At 42.3% G+C, this 23629-nt stretch carries 25 protein-coding genes and 3 pseudogenes; 3 read left to right on the forward strand and 25 right to left on the reverse strand.

Going from position 1 to position 23629, the window contains the following annotated elements; all coding sequences use genetic code 11:
* The first annotated feature begins 4 nt into the window (after positions 1-4).
* Positions 5-241 (forward strand): zinc-ribbon domain-containing protein, encoded by a 237-nt coding sequence (locus tag HMPREF9389_RS00890; protein WP_002931166.1) that lies wholly within the window; start codon positions 5-7, stop codon positions 239-241.
* A 172-nt stretch (positions 242-413) separates the two neighbouring features.
* Here HMPREF9389_RS00890 and HMPREF9389_RS00885 read toward each other — a convergent pair whose 3' ends face one another.
* The 8 genes and pseudogenes from HMPREF9389_RS00885 to HMPREF9389_RS12280 form a co-directional block, all read right to left on the reverse strand.
* Positions 414-1301: a class C sortase gene (locus HMPREF9389_RS00885; RefSeq protein WP_002931167.1), complete on the reverse strand. Its 888-nt coding sequence runs from the start codon at positions 1299-1301 to the stop codon at positions 414-416.
* Between the two features lie 72 nt (positions 1302-1373).
* Entirely contained in the window at positions 1374-2807 is a 1434-nt protein-coding gene (locus HMPREF9389_RS00880) for an isopeptide-forming domain-containing fimbrial protein (RefSeq protein WP_002931168.1), read from the reverse strand.
* 69 nt (positions 2808-2876) lie between these two features.
* Complete coding sequence (locus tag HMPREF9389_RS00875) at positions 2877-4328, reverse strand: SpaA isopeptide-forming pilin-related protein (RefSeq protein ID WP_032906633.1); 1452 nt, start codon at positions 4326-4328, stop codon at positions 2877-2879.
* A 49-nt stretch (positions 4329-4377) separates the two neighbouring features.
* Positions 4378-5823: a SpaA isopeptide-forming pilin-related protein gene (locus HMPREF9389_RS00870; RefSeq protein WP_032906635.1), complete on the reverse strand. Its 1446-nt coding sequence runs from the start codon at positions 5821-5823 to the stop codon at positions 4378-4380.
* 59 nt (positions 5824-5882) lie between these two features.
* Positions 5883-7342, reverse strand: a pseudogene (locus HMPREF9389_RS0111385) (isopeptide-forming domain-containing fimbrial protein).
* 89 nt (positions 7343-7431) lie between these two features.
* Positions 7432-8118: an SHIRT domain-containing protein gene (locus HMPREF9389_RS12270; RefSeq protein WP_002931179.1), complete on the reverse strand. Its 687-nt coding sequence runs from the start codon at positions 8116-8118 to the stop codon at positions 7432-7434.
* On the reverse strand, positions 8090-8569 hold the full coding sequence (locus tag HMPREF9389_RS12275; RefSeq protein WP_328262184.1) for an isopeptide-forming domain-containing fimbrial protein: 480 nt from the start codon (positions 8567-8569) through the stop codon (positions 8090-8092). Before HMPREF9389_RS12275 ends, HMPREF9389_RS12270 begins: the two co-directional genes overlap by 29 nt.
* 9 nt (positions 8570-8578) lie before the next feature.
* Positions 8579-9478 (reverse strand): hypothetical protein, encoded by a 900-nt coding sequence (locus HMPREF9389_RS12280; RefSeq protein ID WP_235787859.1) that lies wholly within the window; start codon positions 9476-9478, stop codon positions 8579-8581.
* 119 nt (positions 9479-9597) lie between these two features.
* Here HMPREF9389_RS12280 and HMPREF9389_RS11885 point away from each other — a divergent pair.
* Positions 9598-9717 (forward strand): annotated as a pseudogene (locus tag HMPREF9389_RS11885) (zinc-ribbon domain-containing protein); the annotation flags it as partial.
* 54 nt (positions 9718-9771) lie between these two features.
* On the opposite strand, the gene HMPREF9389_RS00865 reads toward HMPREF9389_RS11885, so the two are convergent.
* From HMPREF9389_RS00865 to HMPREF9389_RS00825, 9 genes are all read right to left on the reverse strand, one after another.
* On the reverse strand, positions 9772-11313 hold the full coding sequence (locus tag HMPREF9389_RS00865; protein ID WP_002931189.1) for an ABC-F family ATP-binding cassette domain-containing protein: 1542 nt from the start codon (positions 11311-11313) through the stop codon (positions 9772-9774).
* A gap of 111 nt (positions 11314-11424) precedes the next feature.
* Entirely contained in the window at positions 11425-11733 is a 309-nt protein-coding gene (locus HMPREF9389_RS00860) for a DUF898 family protein (protein ID WP_002931193.1), read from the reverse strand.
* 13 nt (positions 11734-11746) lie between these two features.
* Positions 11747-12439, reverse strand: coding sequence for a 5'-methylthioadenosine/adenosylhomocysteine nucleosidase (locus HMPREF9389_RS00855; protein WP_002931194.1), 693 nt, complete (start codon positions 12437-12439; stop codon positions 11747-11749).
* 76 nt (positions 12440-12515) lie between these two features.
* Entirely contained in the window at positions 12516-12938 is a 423-nt protein-coding gene (gene macP / locus HMPREF9389_RS00850; RefSeq protein WP_002905026.1) for a cell wall synthase accessory phosphoprotein MacP, read from the reverse strand.
* 12 nt (positions 12939-12950) lie between these two features.
* The gene (locus HMPREF9389_RS00845; RefSeq protein WP_002931195.1) at positions 12951-13502 is read right to left on the reverse strand and encodes an NUDIX hydrolase; all 552 of its coding nucleotides are present in this window, start codon (positions 13500-13502) and stop codon (positions 12951-12953) included.
* 8 nt (positions 13503-13510) lie between these two features.
* The gene (gene glmU / locus HMPREF9389_RS00840) at positions 13511-14890 is read right to left on the reverse strand and encodes a bifunctional UDP-N-acetylglucosamine diphosphorylase/glucosamine-1-phosphate N-acetyltransferase GlmU (RefSeq protein ID WP_002905028.1); all 1380 of its coding nucleotides are present in this window, start codon (positions 14888-14890) and stop codon (positions 13511-13513) included.
* Positions 14891-15014: 124 nt separating this feature from the next.
* Complete coding sequence (locus HMPREF9389_RS00835; protein WP_032906636.1) at positions 15015-15809, reverse strand: hypothetical protein; 795 nt, start codon at positions 15807-15809, stop codon at positions 15015-15017.
* 196 nt (positions 15810-16005) lie between these two features.
* Positions 16006-16632: a PadR family transcriptional regulator gene (locus HMPREF9389_RS00830; protein WP_002931214.1), complete on the reverse strand. Its 627-nt coding sequence runs from the start codon at positions 16630-16632 to the stop codon at positions 16006-16008.
* A 94-nt stretch (positions 16633-16726) separates the two neighbouring features.
* The gene (locus tag HMPREF9389_RS00825) at positions 16727-17176 is read right to left on the reverse strand and encodes an ASCH domain-containing protein (RefSeq protein WP_032906638.1); all 450 of its coding nucleotides are present in this window, start codon (positions 17174-17176) and stop codon (positions 16727-16729) included.
* Positions 17177-17416: 240 nt separating this feature from the next.
* Between HMPREF9389_RS00825 and HMPREF9389_RS0111395 the strand changes: the two genes are divergently transcribed.
* A complete protein-coding gene (locus tag HMPREF9389_RS0111395; RefSeq protein ID WP_032906640.1) occupies positions 17417-18106 on the forward strand; it encodes a DUF6796 family protein in 690 nt (229 codons plus the stop codon).
* An 81-nt stretch (positions 18107-18187) separates the two neighbouring features.
* Here the strand turns inward: HMPREF9389_RS0111395 and HMPREF9389_RS00820 are convergent, their stop codons facing one another.
* The 8 genes and pseudogenes from HMPREF9389_RS00820 to HMPREF9389_RS00785 all read right to left on the reverse strand — a co-directional run bounded on the left by HMPREF9389_RS00820 (position 18188) and on the right by HMPREF9389_RS00785 (position 23575).
* Positions 18188-18931, reverse strand: a complete 744-nt coding sequence (locus tag HMPREF9389_RS00820) for a GNAT family N-acetyltransferase (RefSeq protein WP_002931217.1) — start codon at positions 18929-18931, stop codon at positions 18188-18190.
* Positions 18928-19908 (reverse strand): glycerophosphodiester phosphodiesterase family protein, encoded by a 981-nt coding sequence (locus HMPREF9389_RS00815; protein WP_002931228.1) that lies wholly within the window; start codon positions 19906-19908, stop codon positions 18928-18930. Before HMPREF9389_RS00815 ends, HMPREF9389_RS00820 begins: the two co-directional genes overlap by 4 nt.
* A gap of 9 nt (positions 19909-19917) precedes the next feature.
* Positions 19918-20616: a 3-oxoacyl-ACP reductase gene (locus HMPREF9389_RS00810; RefSeq protein ID WP_002931229.1), complete on the reverse strand. Its 699-nt coding sequence runs from the start codon at positions 20614-20616 to the stop codon at positions 19918-19920.
* Positions 20609-20845 (reverse strand): DUF2829 domain-containing protein, encoded by a 237-nt coding sequence (locus HMPREF9389_RS00805; protein WP_000141914.1) that lies wholly within the window; start codon positions 20843-20845, stop codon positions 20609-20611. Before HMPREF9389_RS00805 ends, HMPREF9389_RS00810 begins: the two co-directional genes overlap by 8 nt.
* Positions 20846-21182: 337 nt before the next feature.
* On the reverse strand, positions 21183-21851 hold the full coding sequence (locus HMPREF9389_RS00800) for a Fic family protein (RefSeq protein WP_032906641.1): 669 nt from the start codon (positions 21849-21851) through the stop codon (positions 21183-21185).
* A gap of 59 nt (positions 21852-21910) precedes the next feature.
* Positions 21911-22060: pseudogene (locus tag HMPREF9389_RS00795) on the reverse strand (N-acetyltransferase); the annotation flags it as partial.
* A 15-nt stretch (positions 22061-22075) separates the two neighbouring features.
* Positions 22076-22501: a GNAT family N-acetyltransferase gene (locus HMPREF9389_RS00790; RefSeq protein WP_002931232.1), complete on the reverse strand. Its 426-nt coding sequence runs from the start codon at positions 22499-22501 to the stop codon at positions 22076-22078.
* Between the two features lie 63 nt (positions 22502-22564).
* Entirely contained in the window at positions 22565-23575 is a 1011-nt protein-coding gene (locus HMPREF9389_RS00785; protein WP_002931233.1) for a S41 family peptidase, read from the reverse strand.
* Positions 23576-23629: the final 54 nt, after the last annotated feature.

Below are 23629 nucleotides of genomic sequence, written 5' to 3' on the forward strand. Positions count from 1 at the left end.
CAATATGATTATCTGGGGATATAAAGGTTATCAGAAAAACGTAGGACAGACCCAAAGCAATATCGAGTGTGCCAACTGCCACAACGTCGCACCTTGGGAAATTATTGAAACCGGCCGAAAGTTTACACTCTATTGGATTCCAACCTTTCCTTACGGTAGAAAACATTACCTCATCTGCCCTGTCTGTCAGCATGGCAAACAGATTGAAAAGCAGGAAATCGAGCAGTTTTTGAATTATTAGTAATAAAAAGCGACTGAGACAAATCTTGTACCAGTCGTTTTTTGTAAGAGTAAAATATCAAGACTAAGTGTCTTATCCTGTGAGGATTTTTAAGAATAAAGCACCGTTACCTTGATAAAAAAGGAATTGTCTTCTTCATTAACTCTCACATAACTGTTCCTATTTCCATAAATCATTTAGCATGACACCCCTTTTTGTTCCGTTTGCGATAAACAGCTGAGCGTAAACCTGTTTTACGGCGTAGCTCAGCTCTTTTTTTCTTTCTCTTGCTGTAAAGGAGAATCAAAATAAAGATCAGCACAAGAAGGATGATAGCTATATAAATCCAAGGAATCACGTTCGTCTTCTTCTTGCTTGATTTGGAAATCTTCTCCTCATTCGGAACTCGGTGACCTCTAACCAACAAGCGGTGACTATTTATTCCGTAAGGGGTACAGGTAACTAGTGTGCAATAATCCTGTTCTGGGTCAACGCTCAAGGAAGAAATATCATCAGGCTCAACTGTCAAGGTCTGATCCACTTGATAGGTGATAGTCTTTCCCAAGACATGGATCATAAATCGATCGCCGTTTTTTAATTTGTCAATGTCAGTAAACAGCTTAGCTGAAGGCAAACCTCGGTGGCCTGATATGACTGAGTGGGTCCCTTGGCCACCAACCGGCAGTGAACTTCCTGGAATATGTCCAATTGCTACTTGCAAAATAGCATCATCCGTCCCATGGTAAATGGGAAGGTTGGTTCCTAGCGTGGGAATTTCCACATAAGCCATAATGCCAGTCCCTGTAACATCTAATAGGCTATTGTAAGTCTTTTTTTCTTCCTCTGAAAGACGATAGTTAGGGACAACTCCTTTTTCAAGGGTTTGGTTATAGAATTCTGCAGCCGCTCTCATCTCATCTGTTTTACTCGTGTCAAGCTTTTCTACTTTATTCTCATAGTTTGAAATAGCTTGCGACTGATGATAAGAGTTCCAAAGTTCACTTACAGTAGGGTAGAGCAACAATCCTATCCCACTGACTAAAAATAAAATTAGTAAAAAATTAATAAGGTGTTTTTTCATAACATTTATTCAGTCGCACAAGAAAGGAAAAGAGATAGTATACTTCATCTACCTCTTCCTTTCTCCCTAAGATTACTTGGAGTCTGCGCGTTTCTTGATAATAAATAGAACTCCAGCACCAAGTACAAGGCTAGTTCCGACTAGGTAAAGAATGGTCGTTCCAATTCCCCCTGTATTTGGCAGAAGAGCACCTTGCTTATTGACCACTTTCAGGGTGATAATACCAGTATTGACATCAGTCTCAAAGCTTGCGGTTGCTGAAGTTGCTGTCAGATTTGTCAAATCTCCTGTGGAGTCAATCGTTCCTGAAATGTTAAACTCAATATCCTTCATAGCATTGTAGCCTGATGGAATTGTACTTTCTACAAGCTTGTAGTCACCCGAATCCAGCCCCTTAAAATCAAAGGTGCTATCTGAACCAGCTTCAAACTTTTTAATCTCAGTGTATTGGCCACCAACTTTTTTATAAAGGGTGAAACCCGCACCAGCTAAGGCTTGTTGATTTTCTTTGACCTTATTTAATTTAAGCTGGTATGTATAGACATTTGCCTTGGTATCAGGAGTTTCAGCAGTTGAAGAATTATTTCCATTTGGATTATTTGAATAGGTCAGGTTAGCTATATTAGGATTTCCTAGAGCACCCATAACAGCATCATCGTTTAATCTTGCCGTATAGCGAATGACAATCTTACTAGATACTTTTACTCCTTGAACATATTTAAGATCACCTGGAGTTATCGTAATGACATTGCCTGTATAGGAAATTGGGAAAAATGTTGAAATGTCTTTTTCCGTTCCCCCTTCTTGTAGATAAACTCGAACATCATTATTATAGGTCATTCCAACAGGAATCGTATCCTTGATTGTAAATTTATATAGCGGAAAATCTGCATAGTTGCTTGGAAGAGTTGCGGTAATTTGGAAAGGAATGCTTTGTCCGATTCTATATTCAGTCGCTGCAGTATAATTTTGAGAGCCATTAGCTTGAACTTGTTTTGTAAGAGTTGGAACATCAGCTTTCACAGCTACAGTTGTATCCTTAGCTACTTGCAACATAAAGCTAGTATAGGCATGACCTTTTTTATTTTCTAAAGTATCACTCCTATCCTTTATAAGATAGTAACCAGGTTTTAGTCCTGAAATGGTTGTCGTACCTTGCTGGGATTGAAAGGTTTCTCCACCTGATAAATATTGATCCAAGTCTTGGGCAAAGGCTTTGGCCTCCGCAGAGTCATTTTGCTTACCACTTAAAGAAGCGGCTTTTTCAGAAGCATTTCCAAAATGAGTTCTGCCTGATTCTGAAACTCCTTCTCCCCACTCGATATTGGTCAAGGTGTTGCTAGCATCTAAAGTCCCTGAAAAGATATGGTAGACTTCGTATAGATGTCCCTCTGAAGTTCCACTTAGCTGGATGGTGTAAGTTGTATCAGCCGATACGACCGGTATCCCTGCAAAAGTCAGGATAAAGACCAAGATGGTCATCAATAGTTGTTTTACTTTTTTCATTATAATCTCCTTTGAGGAAGGAGATGAATGAAACATTCATCACTTCCTCTAGTTCTCCTTTTATTTTGTTTAAACACGTTTTTTGACTACAAAGAGCACTCCAGCTCCGAGAACCAGACTTGTGCCGACTAGGTAAAGAATGGTTGTTCCGATGCCACCTGTGTTTGGCAGAAGAGCACCTTGCTTATTGACCACTTTCAGGGTAATAATACCCGTATTGACATCGGTCTCAAATGTCGCGTTTGCTGAAGTTGCTGTCAGGTTTGTCAAGGCTCCTGTGGAGTCGATTGTTCCTGAAATAGTAAACTCGATATCTTTCATAGCATTGTATCCTGCAGGAACTGTACTTTCAACCAGCTTGTAGTCACCAGAATCAAGCCCCTTAAAATCAAAAGTGGTCTCAGAGCCAGCTTCAAACTTCTTGATTTCAGTGTATTGGTTATTGACCTTCTTATAAAGAGTAAATCCTGCGCCAGCTAAAGCTTGTTGATTTTCTTTTACCTTATTTACTTTCAGCTGGTAGGTGTAGACTTTTGTGACAGCCCACGGTGTTTGGCTTCTAAGGCCCTCTGTACTATACGGATGATTGGAATACACCACTGTTGCTCTGTTGGTATTTCCATTAGAGCCAAAAATAGCTTCTTCACCTAAAGTAACACTATAGCGTAAAATAAACTTACTTGAGGCGGAAATGTTCGGAATGCTTTTTATATCATATTTTCCAACTTCCAGATTGTTTTCCTGTGCATTTGGATAAAACATACTCTTATAGAATTCGTTTGTAATATCAGTCACTTCCGAACCATTTTGAAGCAAAACTTGAGCGTCATGATTATAGGTCATTGCTCTTGACATAAAGTTACTAAATATAAGCGTGTAATCTGAGTAATCAGCATAGTTACTTGGAAGAGTTGCTACAAGTTCAAAATATACCTTGTCACCAATGGTATATTCCGCTGCAGAAGAATAGGTGTTGGACTTACTTGACTTGACTTTTTTTGTAAGAGTAGGGACGCTTGATTTGATAGTGATATTTATGTTTTTGGCAACTTGTAAAATTAAGCTTGTATAACTTTCTCCGTGTTTATTACTCAAAGAATTTTCTCTATCTTTGATCAAGTAGTAGCCAGGTTCTAGACCTGAGATTATTGTTGTTCCCGCTTCACTGGTGACGGTCTTAGTTGGTTCAGATTTTAAACGTGGGATAAGTTCTTTAGCAAAAGCCTTTGCTTCTTCAGAATCATTACTTTTACCACTGAGACTAGCTGCCTTCTCACTCGCCTGTCCCATGTAAAATTCAATGCTACCTTTTTCAATTCCTGAGCCCCACTCGATATTGGTTAAGGTGTTACTAGCATCTAAAGTCCCTGAAAAAATCTGATAGATATCATAAGTGTGACCTGCAGTCGTTCCATTTAGTTGGATGGTGTAAGTCGTTGTATCAGCCGATACGACAGGAAGCCCGGCGAAGGCCAGGATAAAAACCAAGATGGTCATCAATAGTTGTTTTATTTTTTTCATCATAATCTCCTAATTGAGGAAGGAACTGGAATCCTACCTCCAGCCCTTCTTATTTTGTTGAAACACGTTTTTTGACTACATAAAGCAGGCCTGCTCCGAGTACAAGACTTGTGCCGACTAGGTAAAGAATGGTCGTTCCGATTCCACCTGTGTTTGGCAGAAGGGCACCTTGCTTATTGACCACTTTCAGGGTGATAACACCAGTATTGACGTTAGACTCAAAGTTGGCGGATGTCGAAGTGGCTGTCAGATTTGTCAAAGCTCCTGTGGAGTCAATCGTTGAAGTAACCGTAAATTCAATATCCTTCATGGTATTGTAGCCTGCTGGTGTCGAACTTTCAACTAACTTGTAGTCCCCAGCATCAATTCCCTTGAATTCAAAGGTGCTGTCTGATCCAGCTTCAAACTTCTTAATCTCAGTGTATTGGTTATTAACCTTCTTATAAAGAGTAAATCCTGCACCAGCTAGAGCTTCTTGGTTTTCTTTGACCTTATTTACTGTCAGCTGGTAGGTGTAGACTTTAGCTTGATCCCCAGGTGTAATACTTCTATTACTACCATCGGTTACATTCGGATTGGCTGTATAAATAACATGTCCGGTATTGATATTTCCCGTCGAACCTGTTTCTGCACTATCATTCACTGTCGCACTATAACGCAGAATAATCTTACTTGAATCAAAAACATCATTCATGCTCTTTAAATTCCGGTTACTAAAGCTAAGCTCATCTGAAGTTATACTCTTGAAAAAACTACCCGTAATATCAACGATTTCCCAATCATTTACCAAGGTAATCTCAGCATCATTATTATAGGTCAACCCTTTTGGAAGTAAATCAAAAAAAAGAAATTCATATACCGAGAAGTCTTCATAGTTTCTTGGAAGAGTTGCAGTTAATTCAAAGTAGACTGTATCTCCAATCGCGTAGTCAGTCGCTACGGAGTAATTATCAGAATCTCTCACTTTGACTTTTTTTGTCAAAGTTGGTGCACCTGATTTAATGGCTATGTTTGTATCCTTTGAAACTTGTAAAATAAAGCGAGTATAGCCTTGACTATATATATATTCTAAGGACGAATCCTGATCTTTAATTAAGTAGTATCCAGGTGCCAAGTCAGAAATGGTTGTTGTACCTTCCTCACTTGCCACTGTTTTTGTTGGACTAGAACTCAAATAAGGATATAACTCTTGAGCAAAGGCTTTTGCTTCTGCAGAGTCATTGCTCTTGCCACTGATGGTTTGCGCTTTTGCACCGGCATCACCAAGTTCACTCTGAGCTTTATCAACCTGAATCCCAGTCCCCCATCCAATATTACTAAGGGTATTGTCGTTACTTATGTCGCCGGAAAATATCTGATAGACTTCATAAGTATGCCCTGGAACTGTCCCAGTCAGACGAATAGTATAAGTCGTGTCTGCTGATACGACCGGTAGGCCGGAAAAAGTCAGGACAAAGACCAAGACCGTCATGACCAGCTGTTTTATCTTTTTCATCATAATCTCCCTAATTGAGGAAGAGACTGATCTCCCGTTCAGTACTTCCTACTTTAATCCTATTTTTTATTTACTCTTTTCTTTACTATCCACAAAACTCCCGCACCTAGCACAAATCCTGTACCTACTAAGTAAAGAATGGTCGTTCCGATTCCACCTGTATTTGGTAAGAGGGCACCTTTTTTATTGACAATTTTCGTAGTAAAAATTCCATTTGTCAATTCATAAGTAAAAGTTGCTCTGTCTGAGGTTGCTTGAATAGCAGTCCAAGTAGTTGGCAATGTTGGATCATAAGTCGCTCGTAGGCTAAACTCAATATCCTTCATAGTGTTGTAGCCTTTTGGAGTAATCGTTTCTACTAGCTTATAATCTCCAGACCCCAGTCCTTTAAAGCCTGAAAAATTACTTCTTTTGTATTCTTGTGTAGTTCCAACCTTTATATACTGGTCGTTTACTTTTTTATAAAGAGTAAATTCTGCTCCTACAAGAGCTCCCCTGCTTTCATTCACCTTATAGACATTGAGTTGATAGGTATGGATCTGAACTTTACTTTGGGGGGTTGTTCCGATTGATTTTGCCAAAGCCGTATTGGGGTTGTTCGAAAAGCTCAGACTAGCCACATTCATGTTAGTATTGGCACTGGTATGTGTTGTTGCGTATTGATTCAGTTGAGCAGTGTAACGAACCACAATCTTACTAGAAGCATCTATATTTGGTACCTGCCTCAAATTACTAGCAGCTATGGTTAGATTACGGGACGATTCTATGGAAATATTAAAATGGTCGGTTATCAAGCTTTCTTCATCACCACGTTTTAGATAAACTTGCGCATCGTTATTATAAGTCAAACCTGGCATTAAACTATCATTAAAAGATAGCTCATACTCAGAATAATCATCCAAGTTTCTTGGTAGTGTCGCCGTCAGCTGGAATGGAACCATATCACCGATGGAGTAATCCGTTATAGTCGTTTCCTCTCCCGTCGTACTTGACTTGGTTACCTTAGTTAGACTAGGAACATCAGACTTAATTGCTACTGTCGTATCTCTTGCCACCTGTAGCATAAAGCGAGTGTATGCTTCATTTTTTTGTATAAGCTATTATTTATTTCCTTAATCAAATAGTAGCCTGGAGCCAAACCAGAAATAGTCGTTGTTCCATTTTGTCCCGATACTGTTTTTCGTCCACCGCCGGATAGGTACTTGGAAATTTCCTGAGCAAACTCTCTTGCTTCTTGCGAATCATCCCCTTTGCCACTTAAAGAGGCTGCTTTGTCGGCCGCATCTCCAAATCTACTTTTACCAGAATCCCAAATCCCCGGAGCCCATCTGATATTGGTAAGAGTATTGGTGGCTGGATCGAGGTCTCCCAGAAAAATCGGGTGAGCTTCGTAAGTATGGCCCGTTGATGTCCCAGTCAGCTGAATGGTATAGGTCGTGTCTGCGGATACGACCGGTAAGTCGGCAAAGGTCAAGACAAAGGCCAAGACCGCCATGACCAGCTGTTTTATCTTTTTCATCATAATCTCCTAATTTTATCTTCACTCAAGCTTGGTCTTCGAGGTATCCCATTCCTCTTCAAAACTTTCGTGATTTCCTATCTTTTTCTTTATTGAAATTTCCTATATAGTTTATTTCGGACAATCAGCCAAATCGCTGATCCCACTGTGACGATAGAGCCACCCAAGAGGTATAAGAGAGTTCCATTCCCGCCTGTTTCTGGAAGGACATACTTTTTTAATGCCGTTGGATTACTGGTCCTATTTGTTTCTAAAGAGAAGAGGTCAGTTGATACCCTAGCTGAGCTTTGAAGAATGTGCCCATCTACATCCTGATCCACTCGGACTTTAAAGGACACTTCTACTGTCTCCTCTGGTGCCAGCCTTCTTCTCCAAGTTAATCTCCTATTAGCAAAGTCATCATATACAGTTGAACCATTGACATAGTCCATATGTTCAGGTAGTTCATCTGTAATGGTGACATCCAACTCCCTATCGCTGGTATTCTTGTAGATAATTTTATAGATTAGAACGTCATTGGCCTTGACTTCTTGGTTATCAATATTTTCATTATTTTTATTGAAGACTTCTTTTCTTGGCTTTTCGTATTCTTGAAAATTCCATATTCCAGTGAAAAGTACATCTTGATTTTGAATAGTGTCAGATTCTTTATTATAGTTTTTGAAAACCCAATTTCCTTCTGAAGTACTGACTAGTCTTTTATTCCCTTTTGGAGAATCCGGTGTAACCGTCGAACCATTTTCTAGGTCATGTTGATCTTGCGGTAGCAGATTCAAAAACTTCTTGAGGAAGAGATTTATCCTGCGTTCCACTTTCAAATTGGTAACTTTTTTTGTAGAGAACATTAGTTGTAACGATTTCTGATGAAACAGGAATATTATCAATTTCTTGTATGACCTTATTTTCAATAGGTGCCCTATTTTGTAAAATGTTATCGTTGGTTTTTGTCTTGTATACGATCGTAAATTCTTTTCCAGCATTACTACTAGTCAGGTGCTTGGCATGGATTTCTACAATCACCTTTTGCCCATCTCTGGCTAGTGTATAGTCAGTACCTTGGGTCAACGTCCGACCTTCCAATTGAAGGGCCAAACTCTGAAAATCTAAACGATCGTCCAAAGTCTCAATCATCTGCATTGAAGATAGAGAGCCAATGACATCCTTACCAGGGGTCGGTATAGTAAATTTGGCCGTATAATTTAGAGACTCTCCGGCAAGTGCAGGGATCTTATCTTTTTAAACCTGTTTCTCTGGTGCCTTTGGCGTCTCTGTATAAAAGCCAAACAAACCGCCGCTGACTGCCGTTGTTGTAAAATCAAATCGAATGGCATTGGTTTCAGAACGAACCGCAAATCCTGAAACATTGTGTTCGTCACTGCCTCCCTGCGTACTCCTTGTAGGGTGCCATGTCGTTTTATTGCCCGCTAGAGTTTCATTAAGGGCATAGGAAGTGTTTTTTACGATTTTATTTAGTGCCGTATCTTTATCATAGATTGAAAAGTTTTCTTCTCGACCGAGTGCATTGTAGACCACATCAATATCGGAGGGCAACATGACCATTTTTAGATCTGTGGGCGTTCCGTCCTGATATCTCAATTCTGCAGTAACATCCGTATCCAGAGCAAAGCTTCCATGCATATCATGAGTAAGAGTCGGATGCGGTGGCCAAATATAGTCCATAATCTGGATGGATTTGCTTCCCCAGTTTTCATCCACTGTCAGAAAGGGAACAAGCGTCTTGTTTGGATCCTGGTAATCTGCATTTCTCTGAACCAGATGAGCATCGATACTGTGAAAGGTCACATAAACATCAACGACCTTGCCATTGACTATCCCTGCATTGTTAAAGCGCAATTTAATGGGGTTATCAAAGGTCTGTTTACTTTGATTTTTATCCACTCTTAGCGAGAAGATTGTGCTTTCTTTCCATCCTCCATCAGCTGGGATATAATCTCTTTCGACCGAGCTATTCTGACTCAAGATTTCCATATTATCTTGGGTCAAGGTAAACTGATAGATGTCAAGAGTTGATAGATTGGTACTTTCTCTAAGCTCTGTAACAGCATAGACGGTTGAAGAAAAGAGCACAAAAATAAAAGTCAAACCAAGGAGAAATGACTCAATGTATTTTTTCATAAAGTGTTTCATAATAATTTCCGTTTAATCTTCAAAAAAACTGCTTAAGGATATACTAGCAGTTCTTTACATATTTGTCAAGGTGTACAAATAAATTTGAGCATCTTTTATGTTGGTAGTTTACACTCTATTGGATTCCTACCTTTCCTTACGGTAGAAAACATTACCTCACCTGCCCTGTCTGCCAGCATGGCAAACAGATTGAGAAGCAGGAAATCGAGCAGTTTTTGAATTATTAGCAACAGAAAGAGACGATTCTCAATGAACCGTCTCTTTTCCTTTATTAAATTTTATCAAGTCAACTGATTAAAATCCCAGATTTGATCCATCCAGCCTTCATAGAAATCAGGCTCATGGCAGACCATGAGAATGCTGCCCTTGTATTCTTTCAGAGCTCGTTTGAGCTCTTCCTTGGCATCGACATCCAGGTGGTTGGTCGGCTCGTCCAGCACCAGAACATTATTTTCTCGGTTCATGAGGAGGCAAAGGCGGACCTTGGCCTGCTCTCCACCTGAAAGAACCTGGATCTGGCTCTCGATGTGCTTGGAAGTCAGACCACATCTGGCCAGAGCTGCTCGGACTTCTGCCTGATTAAGCGCCGGAAAGGCGTTCCAGACTGCTTCCAGCGGTGTCTGACGATTGCCGCCTTCGACTTCCTGCTCGAAATAGCCCAGCTCCAGATAGTCCCCACGCTCGACTTGACCGGCAATAGGCGGGATAATCCCCAGCAAACTCTTGAGCAGGGTTGTTTTTCCAATCCCATTTGCCCCGATGATAGCCACCTTCTGATTGCGCTCAAAGGTCAGATTAAGAGGCTGGGTCAGCGGTCGGTCGTAACCAATCTGCAAATCCTTGGCTTGGAAGATAAAGCGGCCAGGTGTGAGGGCAGGCTTGAAATCAAAGGTAGGCTTTGGCTTCTCACTCTGCAGCTCAATAATATCCATCTTGTCCAGCTTTTTCTGGCGGGACATAGCCATATTACGGGTCGCCACACGGGCTTTATTGCGAGCCACAAAGTCCTTAAGGTCCGCAATTTCTTTCTGCTGGCGCTCATAAGCTGCTTCCAGCTGAGATTTTTTCATCTCATAGACTTCCTGGAACTGATAGTAGTCGCCAGAATAACGAGTCAAGTGCTGATTTTCCACATGGTAGACGATATTGATGACGTCATTCAGGAAAGGAATATCATGCGAGATCAGAACAAAGGCATTTTCATAGTTCTGAAGGTAACGCTTGAGCCAGTCAATATGTTCCGCATCCAGATAGTTGGTTGGCTCGTCCAAGAGCAGGATATCCGGTTTTTCAAGAAGCAGCTTAGCTAAGAGAACCTTAGTCCGCTGCCCACCAGATAGCTCCGTCACATCACTCTCCATACCGTAGTCCATCACACCTAGTGCCCGTGCAACCTCATCAATCTTGGCATCTAGCGTATAGAAATCTCGGCTCTCCAAGCGGTCCTGCAGCTCCCCCACTTCTTCCATCAGGGCATCAACATCGGCTCCTTCCTCAGCCATGCTCATATAGATTTCATTGATACGAGCCTCTGTCTTGAAAAGCTCGTCAAAGGCCGTGCGCAAAACATCGCGGACAGACTGGCCTTGCTCCAAAACAGCATGCTGATCCAGATAGCCAGCCGTCACATATTTGGACCACTCGACCTTACCTTCGTCTGGCAGCATTTTACCAGTCACAATGCTCATAAAGGTTGACTTTCCCTCACCATTGGCACCGACCAGGCCGATATGCTCACCCTTGAGCAGACGGAAGGATACATCCTCAAAAATAGCCCGGTCTCCGAAACCGTGGCTGAGATTTTTTACTTCTAAGATACTCATTTTTTCTCCTCTATCATTGATTGCAGTTCCTTGATTATACCATCAAAAGGGATTTTTTGGCAAGACAGAAGAAAAGGAAAAGCGAGCCACTTAAGTCTCGCTTGCTTATTCTCAATTCGCATGATGCGTATGCTTGGTAATCCACTGGGTCAGTTTGATTTTCAGCCAAAAGCCATAAATACCAAAAGTAACAATGGTCAGGAACCACCACTTGATCCAATTTCCAAAAAGCTGCATAGCAGTACCGTCAAAGTAAAGACGGTGCCCGTCAATAACTGTATGTTTTATCTTCCAATTATATAGAATGCACATGCCCCAAGGTGCACAAATTCCCAGCGTAAATACTGTAATCAAGGTAGCTAAAATCACATGACCGATGTAAGAAAAGAGACCACCATCAAAATAAGACTCTTTGTACATACTATCTCCCCCTTTAAACCAACTCTTTCAGAAATTGAATCAGGGTTTCTGCCGAGCGTTTACCAGCTTCAAGAATAAATTCATCAAAAGTGACATTTGCATCATGGCTAGCTGTGTCGCTGATGGCTCGAATAACCATAAAAGGCAGACCGATCGAATGTGTAGCTTGAGCAATAGCTGCGCCTTCCATCTCAACAGCCAGGACATCTGGAAAATGCTCCTTGATGCGGTCAATCTTGTCTTGACCAGCAACAAAGCTGTCACCTGTCGCAACCAAACCTACTCTGGCCTTTTGATGGGTCTTTTCCAAAATTTTCTTCATTTCAGCAACCAGATAGCGGCTCGCTTCAAAATAAAGCGGCTGCCGCGCCATCTGACCGTAGTCATAGCCAAAGGCCGTCACGTCCACATCATGGTAGACCAGACGATCTGCGACCACCACATCGCCGATAGCCAAACCTTCTGCCACTGCTCCAGCTGAGCCTGTATTAATCACGGCTGTAACCTTGAAGTCATTGACCAAAACAGCCACACTCATAGCGGACATAACCTTGCCAATCCCGCTTTCGACCAACACCACTTCATGGTAGCCAATAGAGCCCGTATGATAGACATGGCCCAAACGCAGGTGCTTCTGCGGGTTTTCTAAATGCTCCAGCAGAATCTTCAACTCCTCAGGCATGGCTGCGATAATTCCAATTTTCATATAATACCTCAAATCATCTGATGAAAAAGAAGCTTAGACAGACTAGGCTTCATTTTAAGTGCAATAGAGCAGTTTTTTAAGGCCACCAAATAATAGCAGCAATCAAACCAATCAGCAGGATAACTACCCAAAGGAGAATCTTATTGAGTTTGGCTTGAAAGAGGCTTCGCTTCTGATTTTCAATCCGACGGCTCTTAGTCACGGTCGGATCTACCTCAATGTGCAGAGTCTCATCCGTAAACTCCTCTTGGTTTTGAGCAGTCTGATAACCAAAACGACTCTGATTCTGCTGAGACCGAGCTTCTTCATAACCAAAGCGGTTTTGAGGGCTTTGATAACCAAACTGAGTATCCTGTCGGCTGGACTGCTGCGAGCTAAAGGAGCTTCTGCCAGTTGAAAGAATCTTGGTTTCCTCGTCATCCATGAGAGGCGGCCCCGAAATATCCTCACCGCGGTTAGCCCGCTCAATGATTTCATCTGTTAATAAAGCTTTTCCCATTGATCTACGTTCCTATTTATTCAGATTTTTTTGTTCCCAGTACTGAAGGGCCATGATGGTCTTGGCATCACAGATATCACCGTTTTGCAGCAACTGATGTGCCTCCTCCAGACTGACTTCAAAAAGTTCCAATGTTTCATCCTCGTCTTGGGGACGAGGGTTTTCGACCTTTGTCAAATGACTGGCGCTGTAGAGCTTGATTTTCTCATTGCAAAAACCGATGGCAGAGTAGAAATCATAGACCAACTCCAACTGTCCTGTGTAGCCGGTCTCTTCTTCTAATTCTCGGAGGGCAGCCGCTTGGGGATTTGCATTCTCTCCTAGCTCAAGCTTGCCAGCTGGAATCTCGTAAGAAGTCGCTTCAATCGCCTTGCGGTACTGCTTGACTAGAATCATCTTGTTTTCCGGTGTAATAGCAATCACAGCCACCGCACCATTATGAAAAATCAAATCCCGTTGAGCTTGCCCCTTACCCTCTGGCAGCTCTACCTGGTCCTGAACCACTTTAAAAATCGGTCCCTGATAAATTTCCGTCCGTTGGACGGTTTTTTCTTCAAATTCCATGACTGAACCTACTTATTTTGAGGATGATGAGGAAGACGCTTAGCGTAATCTTCCTTGTTAATCTGACGGCCACGTCCCAGAGCAATGGCATCTGCTGGTACGTCCTTCGTAATGGTAGAACCCGCACCGACCAGTGAGTTGTCACCTAGCTCAACTGGAGCAATAATAGTCGAGTTAGAACCAACAAAGACATTGTCGCCAATGATAGTCTTGTACTTCTTCTGACCATCGTAATTAACCGTAATGGTGCCTGCACCAAAGTTGACATTGGCTCCCACCTCAGAGTTGCCAATGTAGGTCAAATGACCAGCCTTGGTATTTTCGCCAATTGACGATCCTTTAACTTCTACAAAGTTTCCGACATGGACATCCTTGGCCAGACTAGAACCTGGACGAATGTGAGCGTAAGGTCCAACTGTTACTCCATCTGCTACACTAGACTCCTCAATCATGGAGTTGGTGATAACGGTCCGCTCTCCAATGACAGAGTCTACGATGTAGGTACCATTGGTCAGGATAGTCTCTGCCCCAATCTTAGTCTGACCTTTCAGAGTCACATTCGCTTCAACTTGAACCTCTGGCGCGATTTCTACATCCACATCGATATAGGTCGCATGAGGATTGACAAAGCTGACACCATTGACCATATGCTGCTGGTTAATTCGGCGGCGCATAACACTCTCAGCTGTAGCCAAAGCCACGCGGTCATTAACTCCCAGACTCTCATCAAAGTCTTTCAGCGTATAAGCACCGACTTTTTCACCATTCTCGCGGAAAATACCAATCACATCTGTGATATAGTATTCGCCTTGTGCATTATTGGTATTGATGTTTTTGAGGGCTTCAAAGAGACGGGCATTGTCAAAGACATAAGTCCCCGTATTGATTTCCTTGATTTGCTGCTCAAAGTCAGAAGCGTCTTTCTGCTCAACAATTTTCAAAACTTCGTCGTGCTGATTGCGAACGATACGGCCGTAGCCGAAAGGATTATCTGCTTCTGCTGTCAGAATGGTCGCAACATTCTTGTGGTTGATATGGAAGTCAATCAGATTTTTCAGGCTTTCTCCTGTAATTAGGGGAGTATCGCCAGCAATAACCAGCGTCTGACCTGTCAGATTTTCCAAAACAGGCTCTGCCATCATCACCGCATGGCCAGTTCCCAGCTGCTCGGTCTGACGGACGAACTCAGTCTGACCTGCCAAGACTTGCTCGACCAGCTCTGCCTTGTGGCCAACAACTGTCACGGTTTTCTCTGGGTCAATGGCACTAACACTACGGAAAACATGTTCCAGCATGGAAATCCCTGCAACCTTGTGCAGAACCTTTGGTAAATCTGACTTCATGCGAGTACCCTTACCCGCAGCCAAAATAATCGCGTAATTTGTCATCAATTATCTCTTTTCTGTAGGATATCACCTTTATTATATCACTAAAAGGTAATTTTTAAAAATTAAAATCAAGATACCAGAGAAAATGCTACAATAAAAGCCTTTCGCACAAAAAAATCAGCCTTTAAACAGCTGATTTTGCTTCTTTTTCTTTGATTTTCTTTGGAAGATGAACTTTAGCCTTGCCATAGTCCTTGAAGACAGCACGCTGCTTGAAGTAAATCAATTCTCCATCTAAAGCTGTATCTTCGTCCAAATCCATAGTCATATCAATAGAGCGGATGGTCCGTGTCTTAGGGTCAACCACAAAGGCAACCTTACACTTCTCTATATCGATAGTCGTATCATAATGCTCATCATTATAAGCATAGTAGAAGGCATCGATAAGGTCATAGGCCAAATCACCTTCTGCTGTCACTGAAAACTCATAGCCGCCTTCCACTTTTTTCTTAGTCAGTTCTGACTCATTATCTACCATGACCTTCAGCAAAGCCTTAAAGGAGGACATGCCCGAATAACCATTTATATGTTTCCGGGAGTCGGTGTCATCAATGGTCTCAAAGCCGTCTTTTTCTTCCAAGTACATCCGATCTTCGCTGAAATAATGGGTCAGTTCTTGATCATCATAGGTTTCGTAAAGCTTGGCTAAATAAGGTGAATCTGAAACAGTCAGCTGTTTAACGGTCTCAGCTTTTCTTTTTTTGTAGCCTTCTAGATAGGTCGACTCAGACAGTCGATCCATGTAGAAACTATCATGATCGAATTTTTTCAAGGATGCATCCACTACAGCAGACAGCTTAAAGCGGGACTCGATTGCTTCCGCTATGCCTCCAGGTTTAAAGTAAGTATAGAGAAAGGTTCCGCCAATCAGTACAAAGCAGACACAGCCGTAAATGATAAAAAAATGAACCTTCTTCAAAATCAATCCTCCTAGAAGCCTTCTGTCATTTTATAGCTTATATTATAAGCTTTTTTAGACCTATTTTCAATCTTTTTCAGAAACGGTCTTTGAAAGACTGTAGAGGAGAAATGCTAATTGGTTTTTCAAACTCTCAATGTCATTGCCAAATGTATCAACAAGGCATGTATCCGCTGCTTTTTGAATACTTAGTATCTCAGCCCTCTTTCTCATTTTCAGCCAACTGCTGGCGAAGCTTGCTAAACCAGTTCAACTGAAAGCGAGCCGAATCCAGCCCAAATTCCAGCGTCTTCATCTCAAAATAGCCAATCTGGGAAATACTTTCAGCTAAATCAGCCGCCTGACTGGTCTCTATAAGCTCTGTAGCCAGGTGGCTGTTCTGCTCTAGATAGGCTTTTACCTTTTCCTGCTCCTCTGTATAACGAATCGCGTCTTTGACAGCTTCAAACTCTTGGACTTCAACTTCCAGCCCCTCAATGGTCAAATCCAGCATGTGAAGCTGCTCTTTCTTAGGAATATAACCCATAAAAAGGAATTTCCCCAAGTCCATATTCTTGTTCTTGCTCATGTCGATAGGCGTTTTAAGCCACTCCAAAAACAAGATTCGTCCCGAAGCGGTAATGGCATATTCCTTCTTCATTTTTCCTTTTTCTACATACTCCGAATAAGTCACCGCCCCTTGCTGGGACAGTTTTTTTAAGGCTGCTTGGATACTTCCTAGACTGTCGCTGCACATAGAGCTGAAATTTTGCCGCATCACCTGACGAATTTCATAAACTGTAAAATACTTTATCATGAGTAAGCCTAAAATTAATTTGTCCATTTCTCCTCCATATCACGATTTCTTTATATACCTAATAGTAACATTTCTGCTTCGATTTATCAAGGGCAAACAAAAAGCCTATTCAAAAATAGACTTAAGCTTGATCCAGCGGATAGACCTTGCGAAATTCTTCTAGGACGACACCCGTTTCTTGGGAAAATTCCAAACCGGCTTCCGCCAGACACTCCGTGAAAAATTCCTGATGGACTTGCTGCCAGTAGGCCAAGGATTTGTCTCCTTCTCCTTCCTTAAAGGCGTGTTCGGCTGAAACCTCATTAAAAGGCAGCACAGAGACTTTGGTGATTTCAATGATACAGACTGCCCTATCTTGACTGTCTAAAATGACATCAAAACTTCCTGCCTGCGGCAAGGGCTCATTTTCAAGCTTATAGAGCTCATAGGCCGAAGCAGTCGCTGTCTTTTCACCACGAAGCACTAAGTCAGCCAGTTGGTCTGCTTGAACACCGAAGACCCAAGCGTCAATTTCGTCGCCAATCGCTGGATTGATTTTCTTGTAGGCCTGCCACATTTCTTTTGGGGTCATCATTTCTCCTGTCTTTCTCATTATAAAAATTTCTATACTAGTCCGTATCTTTATCAAAGCCAATAAAGAAAGCCGCCTCTAAAAAACTCTTGATGAATTATCTCTATTCAAAATCCATAAAGTCATCATCCCCTTACATAGAAAGCAGACACCATTTTATAGCCTCTAGGCATTTCGAGACTTGCTTCCGTAACAAACCTTTGGTAAAATGTTAGCAACACAAGTCTAAAGGAGGCGCTTATGACTCAAAAAACGATCCGTCGCTGGGCTCCCTGGTCTATTTTAGGAAGCTGGCTGATTTATGTTGCAGATATATTGATTGCTATCTCTGACGGTTTTGGAAAGGGATTTTGGCAGCACATGCCTGATTTAGCAGCTTGGAAAGTTGATTTTGCAGGCTATGCCTTACTTCTTTTCCCGCTTTTAGGAATGGGCGTCTATATCCTCTCTATCGGGCTGAGACAAAAATGGCTAGGAATAGTAGGAGCTTGGATTCTCATGACTGTCTGTGTTTTCCTCCACACCAGCTATTTCTATTTTGCCGCCACTTCGCGGCTGTATGCCCATAATCCCTCTGCCGATATTGCAAAATTACTAGAAAGCTTTTCAATAGTGAAAAATAACTTTCTGCTTATTTATTTCGTACTTATGGCTGTACTTCTCCTATTTATTGTTATCCTCGTTTTGAGTAAGAAAACGGCTTACCCGCGCTGGTTTGCCCTAACAACTCCCTTAACAGGAATTCTCCTTAGTCGGCTACTCAGCGCTATTGCACCAGCCCTTCGTGAAATGCTTTCTCCTATTCTCATTCCCGCCTTTTGGTTTGCTTCAATGATAACAATAGCCATGATTTTTGCCCTAAAGGACAAAAACTTTACCAACAAGGAAGCAAGTAGCTGTCCTGAAAATTCAGTTCTCCATTTTCCTTAGCATACAAACAGAAATCATCATCTAGCTCTTCCGATTTTACAGCCTCAATGATGTCTTTTAAGAAATAGGTTTGGTTTTTCTTCATTGGTCAAAAGTCCCTTTCCATTCATAAGCCGGATAAGCTCCTAGGTACTGATAGCCCAAGCTTTCTGCGACCTTCTTGGAGGCTTCATTGTGCGCATCCCATAGAGGAAAGAGTGAGCGTTTTTGAGCTTCTAAAATCATCTGGGCACCCAAGATTTTGGCCAAGCCCTGTCTTTGGTAGGCTGGCTTGGTAGCAATTTCAATCTCAAGAGCTCCATGATAGACTAATCCTGTTGATACGCCAGCGATGATTTCCTCTCCTGAATAGAATAAAAAACCAAAGCCACCCGCCGCTTGAAAATGGTCAAAATCGGAAAAATCACCCTGCAAATCCTGAGACCAGGCTTCCTCAGCCAAACGCTCATAACTCTCCCTATCAATCGGACAAAGGTAGTAGTTTGCAGGTAGCCTACGCTGCCATTTCTCCAAAGCCTCTGTGTCAAAGGCAACCTTGTCCGCAAAAGCATAGCGAGTAAACTGCTGCAGCTCACTCTGACTATCCAGAAACTCTTGCCAACTGCGCTCCTCGGAGATAATGACCTTGTCAGCTAAACTATATTTTTTGCTAAATTCCTGCCACAAATCCGGATCCACCTGACCAGCCGGAAAGATGAAATTTCCTAGTTGGTAAAGGCAGGATGTCTCAGGCGCATTCATGAAGTACTGCCCTAGGCCAACATCCAAACCGTAAAGTACCATATTTTTGGTCCAGGATTGGAAAAAAGTATCCTTTGCTTTCATTCTTTACCTTCTTTCAGATGCAGTTCATTGATTTTATTCGTCCAGATATAGCCGTCAAAGCCCTCTGGGATATCTTTTAGACTATGGATATGATCGAAACCTTCTGATAAATCGCTGCCGCCAGCTGTTAGCTCAACCCGTGTATTGACAGCTTCCATTCTTTCCATAAATTTGTTTGGCCAACCCCATAAGAATTTGGCATATTTCAAAGGAATGCGCAGCTCTGCATTTTTCATTTCCTCAGGGATATAGCCCGTAAAGCCCAATAATTCATATTGGATAAGAGCATTAAGCATGCGATTTTTGGACAAGAGCTTGAGGCTGCTGCTTTGACTGCGCAACCACTGAACGCCTTCCTCGCTTGCCCCGCAAACACTGAGTTTATTTAGCCTTTCGGGCGAGAGCGTTTTTAGTTTCTCCCACAAGACTTTATAGGTTTCTAATTTCCCGTCTTTGACCTCAATCACAAACTCCTTGTCGGGAAAGGACTCAAAAACCTCATCTATTGTGGGCATCTGACCGACTCCTTTTCCTCTAAAAGGATAGGTTTTTCCGCCATCAGCCGTATAACCGTAGCCAATATCCATCTTTTTGAGTTCAGCCATCGTGTAGTCCTGAATTTCTCCCTCAATGCCAGTTTTGAATTCCAAAGTTGCATCATGAAAAACTGCCAGTTGCTTGTCTTTGGACAATTTTACATCAAACTCCACTGCATCTGCTCCTAGGTCAAAAGCCGCCTGCATTGAAGAAATGGTGTTCTCAAGATAGGGATGTGTAGGAGGGTCAATCATGGCTGCCGTATTGCTGTCCCAGTCCGCTTTAGACTCATCAAAGGTCTGCGCAAGCCCTCGATGGGCTAGGATTTTATATTCCTTCCCATCTTTATTAGAAAAGAGGCTTGTATTGTTTAACCAGATAAGAAATAGCAGGGCTAGACAAAACAGATAAATCTTCTTGCGTTTTTGCCATTTAAACATTTTATTTCCTTACTTCAAACTCCAGCCGCCGTCGATTTTGATAATTTCACCCTGCATAGCAGCTGCCTTACCACTAGCTAGAAAGAGGCTGACGTCTGCCACTTCCTGAGGATCCAGCCAACGCCTGATCGGCGTTTCCTCAGCAACCCAGTCTGCCAGTCCGCCTGGCTCAAAGTCGGTGGCAGTCATGGCTGTCTTGACTGCGCCTGGCGCCAGGCCAAATACTTGGATATTTTTATCCGCATAGTCTAAGGCTATCTGCTTGGTCAGGCCAGCCAGAGCATGCTTAGAGGCTGTATAGGCAGCACCGCCACCGCCAGCCAGAAAGCTAGCAATCGAGCACATATTAATGATGATACCGGACTTTTTCTCCAGCATTTTCTGCAGGTAAAAGCGAGTGATTTTCATGGTAGCGGTCAGATTGAGCGCAAAAATCTGCTCCCAGTCCTCGTCGCTGGTCTCGTGCAGGGGACGATAGTCATCCAAGATACCTGCTGTATTGCAGAGAATGTCCACCTCAGGTAAGCTAGTAAAGAGCGGTGTCAAATCCCCTGTCAAATCCATCTTGACAAAACGAAGTTCATTGAGAAAGCCAGGATTTTCATCCTTGTCCACCCCATAAACCCGGTAGCCATTTTCCAAAAAGGTCAGAGCCTGAGCTCGGCCGATGCCAGAGCTAGCTCCCGTCACCAGTACTGTCTTAGTCATTCACTTCCACCCAATCTGTCGCGAGGACATCACAAGGAGTCGGACTCCACATGGAGAAGCCCTCACCTTCGCCTGAAACATTGATGAGGAAATAAGGTGTCACTTCAAGAGCCACCCCATTCTGCTCAATCGTATCAAAGAGCTGGACGTAGTTTTCTGCCCCACCCCAGCCTGTACGCACATATTTTTTCTTGGCCTTAAGGCCTGGTAAAATTTCTTCAAATGTCATGGTTTTCTCCTTTATCGTCTATAAACCTTGATTTGATAAGGTTTGTAAACCTCTGAAATGAGGTGGTTTTTAAATTTGTTCACCTTTTTGTGGACTCATAGACCATTTATAGCTTTTTCGTAGTACGAAACGGCCTCTTTTCATTTAACCTTCTACATCTACGATTGTACGGATATTGTCGCTATCTTAAATGATTTTTTCACACTCATAGTAGCCAAACTTTGCGAACATTGTTTTTTTGTTTTAAACTCCACCAGCGAATTTCAGCTACTCATCTTGTATCATGACTCCATTGATGATTGCTTTTAAAATTTTTTATAGCAAAAATAGTTCATTACTAAAACTGGCTCATCCTCTCCTTTTCGTCATCTAGTGACTGCTGCAATAAGTTAGCCAGTCCTTGGATGTTTTGAGCAGCTAAAAGCTCCATATACTCCGCCCTATCATCCTTGCTGATGATGATTGGAGCATCTAGGTACTTCATAGCTAAGTACATAAGAACCAAGCGGCCAGTGCGTCCATTCCCATCACTAAACGGATGAATACGCTCGAACTGGATATGAGTATCAGCCAGTATCTCTACTATCTCATGCTCACTCTTTGCCGCATCTAGTCTATAAGCTGTATTGTCAGCCCATTGAGACATTAAGAAAGGCGTTTCGTCTGGCGATGCCGTCTTAAACTCAGCTCCTATGATGGCATTTTGAACAGTTTTAAACTGCCCTCTATCGTGCTGCAGGCGGTCTGTCAATAGCGCATGGAAATCTTGCACCAGCCCCACAGTCAAGGGGGCGTTATTAGCTAAGCTATCCAGCAACAAAGAAAAAGCCTGTTTGTGGTTCTCTATCTCATAGAACTCTCTGATACTCTTGTGCTTTCCTGGCAAGGTGCTTTCCAAGATGATACTGACGGTTTCAGGAAGAGATATAGTGTTGCCCTCAATCCCGCTAGAATGGTAGGCAATACGGATCAGAATATCATCCAGATAATCTTGTTTATAGGTCATTTTGTTTCCTTTCACTACTCTTTAGTGTATTTGATATTTAGAGATGTGTATGGCTTGCTTATGATTGAGAAATAACGCGCTTCAGGAGAAACCATTTCTTCATAATCTTCCAAGTCATTTTTCATATCATAAAAATCATAAGGTGCATCGTAATGCCAGTCATTAGCAATTTCCAAAGCATGCTGCTGGGTTAGTGGTTCAATCATCATCTACTCCTCCTTTCTCTAAAATTCCCAATAAAAGCGTTTTTGGTCTGATTTTTCGCTGCAACCAAGACTGCGATAAAATTCATGGGCTGCGGAGCGGGAAATACCTGAATTAATCCGAATCCCTGTGTAGCCTGCGGCTTTTGCCTCTTCGCGCAAAGCTTGCATCAGCGCTCTGCCATGTCCCTGCCCTTGAAAATCCTGAGCGACGGCCAAAGCCAAGAGATTGAGCAAGGACGGGAAATAGAGACAGTCGTAACTAGCCGCATGGGCATAACCTATGACCTGACCGCCTTCTTCAGCTACCAAAATCAAATGCTGGTCATTCTCTAGCAGCCTCTTCAGTTGAGCCTCCGTCGCTTCCCTATCGAAGTCATAGCCCAAGCACTCAGCATTAAGCCGCTGAATGGCTGCGGCATCTCTTAGTTTTACTTTACGAATCATCTGTCACCTCGTTCTTCTCTTTATTATAGCAGAAAAGCAGTCTTTTTGACTGCTTTCAATGAACTATTCTCCCATCTGTCCCTTCAACCAAGACTCCGCCTCTTCTAAAGGCTGGTCTGTTAGGACATCGGGCTGAATGGCCTCATTCTCATAAAGCTTGCCCGTGCGATCTAGGATACTCGAGGTAGTCAAGAGCAAAACCGCTCCATCATATAGTTGATAATAATTATTTCCCGTAGTATAGCTTGCCGTTGGCTGACCAAATATTTTAACATTTTCCAGTCCCTTAAAAGCTAAAACAGTCATCTCTCCTGAGCTACCTGTCTTCCCATTGGTAAGGACAGCTATTGGCACTTTCTTTGCTTTCTCATCAGTCTGCTCCAGACCAAGCTGCTTAAGAATATCTGACCGAGAAATCGCGCTCTTGCTTCCATTTTTATAAACAAATTGGAAGAGGTCTTCATCAGGCAAAAGAGAGGACAGGCCCGCAATCATCGGATACATATTCCCGCCGGTATTGTCTCTCAAATCCACAAGAACCGCCTGATAGTCATCCTTTTTAAGAGCTGCTGAAAGTTTCTTGGCATAAGCTTTCGCTGCCTGTGCATCACCTGTGAAAGCAGGAACTTTTAAATAGAGAACTCCCTCTCGATTCTGCACTTCAGGGTGGTTTTTGCTTTCCGACCAATTTTCGGGATTATCCTGTGGACTTAAAAAATAAGAATGCTTCCCGCCAGCCTTTTTGGTTAATTCTTCCAAAACAGGATAGGTATCTTGATAAGTCTTAGCTGATTCAAGCTTCTCCAAGGCTTTCTTCTTCTCATTCTCCCAGTCTTTGTCAGTATAAAGACCGAAATCAAGTTTTTTCACAACCGAGCGAGCGTAGTCCTGCGGACTAGGTGGGAAAAGAAAAATGCCATAGTCTGGACCAAAGTAGGCCAGAAAACCCATTAAAAGAGCAAGCAAAACCAATACTGTTCCCAAGCAACCTAAAAGGACTTTTTTCATAATTGCACAACCTTTCTTGTGAGGATTTCTGAGCTGATTATAGCAAAATAGAGACACGTTTTCCATGTCTCTACCTTACATTTATCATCGTCAATCTTACATTTTTGTAAGATTATTTTA

Source organism: Streptococcus sanguinis SK355 (genome assembly GCF_000212855.1).
GTDB lineage: Bacteria > Bacillota > Bacilli > Lactobacillales > Streptococcaceae > Streptococcus > Streptococcus sanguinis_A.

What these genes read in the sequence shown, in the direction of transcription:
- HMPREF9389_RS0111395 (WP_032906640.1), top strand. Translation starts at nt 17,417, where the DNA reads ATGACTCAAAAAACGATCCGTCGCTGGGCTCCCTGGTCTATTTTAGGA.
- HMPREF9389_RS00890 (WP_002931166.1), top strand. Translation starts at nt 5, where the DNA reads ATGATTATCTGGGGATATAAAGGTTATCAGAAAAACGTAGGACAGACC.
- HMPREF9389_RS00860 (WP_002931193.1), bottom strand. Translation starts at nt 11,733, where the DNA reads ATGTACAAAGAGTCTTATTTTGATGGTGGTCTCTTTTCTTACATCGGT.
- HMPREF9389_RS00820 (WP_002931217.1), bottom strand. Translation starts at nt 18,931, where the DNA reads ATGAAAGCAAAGGATACTTTTTTCCAATCCTGGACCAAAAATATGGTA.
- HMPREF9389_RS00865 (WP_002931189.1), bottom strand. Translation starts at nt 11,313, where the DNA reads ATGAGTATCTTAGAAGTAAAAAATCTCAGCCACGGTTTCGGAGACCGG.
- HMPREF9389_RS00870 (WP_032906635.1), bottom strand. Translation starts at nt 5,823, where the DNA reads ATGAAAAAGATAAAACAGCTGGTCATGACGGTCTTGGTCTTTGTCCTG.
- macP (WP_002905026.1), bottom strand. Translation starts at nt 12,938, where the DNA reads ATGGGAAAAGCTTTATTAACAGATGAAATCATTGAGCGGGCTAACCGC.
- HMPREF9389_RS00810 (WP_002931229.1), bottom strand. Translation starts at nt 20,616, where the DNA reads ATGACTAAGACAGTACTGGTGACGGGAGCTAGCTCTGGCATCGGCCGA.
- HMPREF9389_RS00805 (WP_000141914.1), bottom strand. Translation starts at nt 20,845, where the DNA reads ATGACATTTGAAGAAATTTTACCAGGCCTTAAGGCCAAGAAAAAATAT.
- HMPREF9389_RS00880 (WP_002931168.1), bottom strand. Translation starts at nt 2,807, where the DNA reads ATGAAAAAAGTAAAACAACTATTGATGACCATCTTGGTCTTTATCCTG.
- HMPREF9389_RS00875 (WP_032906633.1), bottom strand. Translation starts at nt 4,328, where the DNA reads ATGAAAAAAATAAAACAACTATTGATGACCATCTTGGTTTTTATCCTG.
- HMPREF9389_RS00800 (WP_032906641.1), bottom strand. Translation starts at nt 21,851, where the DNA reads ATGACCTATAAACAAGATTATCTGGATGATATTCTGATCCGTATTGCC.
- glmU (WP_002905028.1), bottom strand. Translation starts at nt 14,890, where the DNA reads ATGACAAATTACGCGATTATTTTGGCTGCGGGTAAGGGTACTCGCATG.
- HMPREF9389_RS00830 (WP_002931214.1), bottom strand. Translation starts at nt 16,632, where the DNA reads ATGGACAAATTAATTTTAGGCTTACTCATGATAAAGTATTTTACAGTT.
- HMPREF9389_RS00785 (WP_002931233.1), bottom strand. Translation starts at nt 23,575, where the DNA reads ATGGAAAACGTGTCTCTATTTTGCTATAATCAGCTCAGAAATCCTCAC.
- HMPREF9389_RS00885 (WP_002931167.1), bottom strand. Translation starts at nt 1,301, where the DNA reads ATGAAAAAACACCTTATTAATTTTTTACTAATTTTATTTTTAGTCAGT.
- HMPREF9389_RS00845 (WP_002931195.1), bottom strand. Translation starts at nt 13,502, where the DNA reads ATGGAATTTGAAGAAAAAACCGTCCAACGGACGGAAATTTATCAGGGA.
- HMPREF9389_RS00825 (WP_032906638.1), bottom strand. Translation starts at nt 17,176, where the DNA reads ATGACCCCAAAAGAAATGTGGCAGGCCTACAAGAAAATCAATCCAGCG.
- HMPREF9389_RS00790 (WP_002931232.1), bottom strand. Translation starts at nt 22,501, where the DNA reads ATGATTCGTAAAGTAAAACTAAGAGATGCCGCAGCCATTCAGCGGCTT.
- HMPREF9389_RS00815 (WP_002931228.1), bottom strand. Translation starts at nt 19,908, where the DNA reads ATGTTTAAATGGCAAAAACGCAAGAAGATTTATCTGTTTTGTCTAGCC.
- HMPREF9389_RS12280 (WP_235787859.1), bottom strand. Translation starts at nt 9,478, where the DNA reads ATGAAAAAATACATTGAGTCATTTCTCCTTGGTTTGACTTTTATTTTT.
- HMPREF9389_RS00855 (WP_002931194.1), bottom strand. Translation starts at nt 12,439, where the DNA reads ATGAAAATTGGAATTATCGCAGCCATGCCTGAGGAGTTGAAGATTCTG.